Origin of the sequence: uncultured Sphingomonas sp., from assembly GCF_946477935.1 — a bacterium.
In the GTDB taxonomy this organism is placed as follows: Bacteria; Pseudomonadota; Alphaproteobacteria; order Sphingomonadales; family Sphingomonadaceae; genus Sphingomonas.
In genome coordinates, this window is record NZ_CAMLAC010000296.1 from 1 (window position 1) to 3,712 (window position 3,712).

Below are 3,712 nucleotides of genomic sequence, written 5' to 3' on the forward strand. Positions count from 1 at the left end.
CGGCAGCGTCAGATGTGTATAAGAGACAGTCTGGGGAGAGGGAGGGGCCCGCCGCGCAAGCGGTGGGAGGGTGAGGGGCCACCAAACAGCGCAGCACTGCTGGTCTACCCCTCACCCTCCCACTGCCTAAGGGCGGCGGGCCCCTTCCCTCTCCCGGAGGAGAGAGGGAAACTGTACTCCAATACCACGACCTAACCCGATATAATGCCAAAATTCAATTTGACCCCTTCAAGGGCAAATTCCTATATTAACCCCGTGAATGGCCAAAACGAACAACGCTACGTCGCCCTGATGGGCGACCTTGTGCGCAGCGAAGGCAACACCGCGCCTGCCCACCTTCACGCCAGCTTCAACGCCGCAATCGACGCCCAAAACACCGCAATGCGCGAAGCCATCGCCTCCCCGCTCACCATCACCCTCGGCGACGAGTTCCAGGGCCTGCTCACCTCCTTCGCCCAGGCTCTCACCGCCGCACAAAGCCTCCGCTTCCGCCTGCTCGCCGACGACATCGAATGCCGCTTCGTTATCGGGCTGGTCCGCCTCCACACCCCGCTCAACCGCGACCGCGCCTGGAACATGATGGGCCACGGCCTCTCCCGCGCACGCGAGAAGCTCGACGCCAAGCGCGCGGTGACGCTCTACGGCTTCACGCTGGAGGACGATCCGTTGATGGAAACGCTGCTCGACGCGCTGGGTGCGGGAATGACCGCGATCGAGCGGCGCTGGACCCCGCAACAGCGCCGCTACATCACCGCGATGCTGGCGGGCGATGACGTCGCCACCGTCGCCCGGACGCATGACGTATCCATCTACAGCGTCTACAAGGTGCGCGCCGCCGGCGATTACGACGCCTATCTGGCGCAGCGCCACGCGCTCGCCGCCGCCGCCGCTGACCTCGATCGGAGGCACCGGCTGGCATGATGCCCATGCTGCTCCACCCGCTGCTCTACACCGGCGTGGCGCTCTGGCTGCTCACCGATCTCGGCAATCGCCTGTGCCGCGCCATCTTCTCGCTGTCCGGGCTGAAGGACGCGACCGCGCATCTGCCCGCCGCCGGGCACAGCGCGGGCCGCTGGATCGGCACGCTGGAACGGCTGATCCTGGCGGTCGGCATTCTGGCGCACAGTTGGGAGATCCTCGCCGCGGTAATCGCGCTCAAGACGGTTGCCCGCTTCAACGAACTGAACGAGCGCGTCTTCGCCGAATATTTCCTGATCGGCTCGCTGTTCAGCATCGCCTGGACGATGGCCGTCACCGCGCTCTGGCTCGGCTATGACCGGACGCTGGGCAGCGCGCTCTATCCCATGATCGCCCGGTTGATCGTCGTCGCACCCTGACGCATCGCCGGACAGCCGTTGACGCCCCCGCGCCTCGCGCCCAAGGCGCTGGCCATGCGCTTCTTTTCCGACAACGCCGCCCGCATCCATCCCAAGGTCCTCGACGCGATCGTCGCCGCGGATACGCTCGACACCGCCTATGACGGCGATCGCTGGTCGCAGGGGCTGGACGCGCGGCTGTCGACGCTGTTCGACACCGCAGTGGAGGTGTTGTGGGTGCCCACCGGCACCGCCGCCAACTGCCTCGCGCTCGCCAGCCTCTGCCCGCCTTATGGCGGCGTCGTCTGCCACCGCGACGCGCATATCCAGAATGACGAGGGCGGCGCCCCCGAATTCTACACCCACGGCGCCAAGCTGATGCTGGCCGACGGCGAGGGCGCGAAGCTGACCCCCGCCACCATCGCCCATCTGCTCGATGCCATCCCCGCCCATGTCCACAGCGTCCAGCCGCACGCCATCTCGATCACCAACGCCACCGAATATGGCCGCGTCTATACGCCGGACGAGGTCGCCGCGATCGGCGCGCTCGCCCGGACCCGCGGCCTTGGGCTGCACATGGACGGCGCCCGGTTCGCCAATGCGGTCGCCGGCACCGGCGCGCACCCCGCCGACCTGACATGGCGCGCGGGCGTCGACGCGCTGTCCTTTGGCTTCGTCAAGAATGGCGGGATGAGCGCGGAGGCGCTGGTCTTCTTCACCCCCGGCCATGCCGATGCCGCCCGCCGCCGCCGCAAGCGCGCCGGGCTGCTCTTCTCCAAGGGTCGCTATCTCGCCGCGCAGATCCTGGCGATGGTCGAGGACGATCTGTGGATCGCCAACGGCGCCGCCGCCAACGCCCATGCCACCCGCCTCGCGGATGCGGCGGGCGACCGCCTCGTCCACCCGGTCGAGGCGAACGAGGTCTTCCTGCGCATGACCCCTGACGAAGCCGCGAGCTTACGCGCGCAAGGCTTCGACTTCTACGACTGGGCAGCAGGCGAGATCCGCCTCGTCACCGCCTGGGACAGTGACGAGGGCGCCGTCGCCCGCCTCGCCGACGCGATTGCCCGGCTGTGAGCGAATTCGACCACCGCCCGCAATCGACCAAGGCGGCGATCCTCGTCCCCTTCGCGATCGTCACGCTGATCTGGGGATCGACCTGGCTCGTCATCCGCGACCAGTTGGGCGTGGTGCCCCCCTCCTGGTCGGTCAGCTACCGCTTCCTCGTCGCGGGGCTGGCGATGGCGGCCTATGCGAAGTTTCGCGGCGAGAGTTTCCGCATCGGCAGCGGCGGGTGGCTGTTCGCGCTCGCCATCGGCGTGTTCCAGTTCGTGATGAACTTCAACTTCGTCTACCGCGCCGAACAGTTCATCACCTCGGGCCTCGTCGCGGTCGTCTTCGCGATGCTGCTCGTCCCCAACGCCCTGTTCGCGCGCGTCTTCCTCGGCCAGCGCCTCGGCGGGCAGTTGATCGCGGGCTCCACCGTCGCAATGGCCGGCGCCGCACTCCTGTTCGTACACGAAGCGCGCGTCGATCCCGCCGGCCCCGCCAACGCCCTGGCCGGCATCGGCTTCACCGCACTCGCCATCCTCTCCGCCTCCACCGCCAACGTCATGCAGGCGACGCGCACCGCCAAGCGCTATCCCATGCACAGCGTCCTCGCCGTGGCGATGCTCTCGGGCGCCGCCATGGACGCGCTACTCGCCTATGCACTGGCGGGGCCACCCAGCTTCGAATGGCGCGCCGGCTATGTCGCCGGCATCGTCTATCTCGGCCTCGCCGCCTCCGCGCTCGCCTTTCCGCTCTACTACCGCGTGCTCCGCGTCATCGGCCCGGCCAAGGCCGCCTACTCCAGCGTCATCGTCCCCGTCATCGCCATGCTTTTATCAACGATGTTCGAAGGTTATCGCTGGTCGCCGCTCGCCGCCGCCGGTGCCGCCGTCACCGGACTCGGGCTGGTCATCGCGCTCAGCGCACGCAGGCCCAACCGGTAATCGGGAAAGCGCGGGTCCCAGCCCAGCACCCGCTTGGCCTTACCGTTCGCCACCCGCCGGTTCTCGGCATAGAAACCGCGCGCCATCGGCGACAGGCTGTCGAGCGAGACGATCGGCGGCGGTGGCAGGCCGATCAAGGCGGCGGCGAACGTCACCACATCGTCCTGCGGACAGGGGTGATCGTCGGCCAGGTTATACGCCCCTGCCGGCGCATCGAACCCCGCGATCACGCCCGACACGATATCGTCGACATGCACCCGGCTGAACACCTGGGTGGCCAGCCCGATCCGGTGCGCCCGCCCCGCGCGCACCCGCTCGATCGGCGAGCGCCCCGGGCCATAGATGCCGGGCAGGCGGAACACCCGTGCCCCCCGCGCCAGCCACGCCGCATCCGCCTCGGCC

At 68.4% G+C, this 3,712-nt stretch carries 4 protein-coding genes and 1 pseudogene; 4 read left to right on the forward strand and 1 reads right to left on the reverse strand.

All coding sequences use genetic code 11. The features are described 5' to 3' along the window. The first annotated feature begins 291 nt into the window (after nucleotides 1–291). The 4 genes from Q0U08_RS18700 to Q0U08_RS18715 are packed head-to-tail and all read left to right on the forward strand — an operon-like array spanning nucleotide 292 to nucleotide 3,310. A complete protein-coding gene (locus tag Q0U08_RS18700) occupies nucleotides 292–921 on the forward strand; it encodes a SatD family protein (RefSeq protein ID WP_298093235.1) in 630 nt (209 codons plus the stop codon). Further along, nucleotides 918–1,337 carry a hypothetical protein gene (locus Q0U08_RS18705; RefSeq protein WP_298093236.1) on the forward strand — a complete coding sequence of 140 codons (420 nt, stop codon included), beginning with the start codon at nucleotides 918–920 and terminating at the stop codon, nucleotides 1,335–1,337. Before Q0U08_RS18700 ends, Q0U08_RS18705 begins: the two co-directional genes overlap by 4 nt. 54 nt (nucleotides 1,338–1,391) lie before the next feature. Beyond that, the gene (locus Q0U08_RS18710; protein WP_298093238.1) at nucleotides 1,392–2,393 is read left to right on the forward strand and encodes a low specificity L-threonine aldolase; all 1,002 of its coding nucleotides are present in this window, start codon (nucleotides 1,392–1,394) and stop codon (nucleotides 2,391–2,393) included. Then, nucleotides 2,390–3,310 (forward strand): EamA family transporter, encoded by a 921-nt coding sequence (locus Q0U08_RS18715; RefSeq protein WP_298093240.1) that lies wholly within the window; start codon nucleotides 2,390–2,392, stop codon nucleotides 3,308–3,310. The genes Q0U08_RS18710 and Q0U08_RS18715 overlap by 4 nt, the downstream gene beginning before the upstream one ends. Here Q0U08_RS18715 and Q0U08_RS18720 read toward each other — a convergent pair. Further along, nucleotides 3,220–3,712 (reverse strand): annotated as a pseudogene (locus Q0U08_RS18720) (NAD(P)-dependent oxidoreductase); the annotation flags it as partial. The gene Q0U08_RS18715 and the pseudogene Q0U08_RS18720 sit on opposite strands and share 91 nt — an antisense overlap.

Bases quoted from the DNA above. Each gene is read 5' to 3' on its own strand.
- Q0U08_RS18700 (WP_298093235.1), top strand. From the start codon at position 292: ATGGGCGACCTTGTGCGCAGCGAAGGCAACACCGCGCCTGCCCACCTT.
- Q0U08_RS18710 (WP_298093238.1), top strand. From the start codon at position 1,392: ATGCGCTTCTTTTCCGACAACGCCGCCCGCATCCATCCCAAGGTCCTC.
- Q0U08_RS18705 (WP_298093236.1), top strand. From the start codon at position 918: ATGATGCCCATGCTGCTCCACCCGCTGCTCTACACCGGCGTGGCGCTC.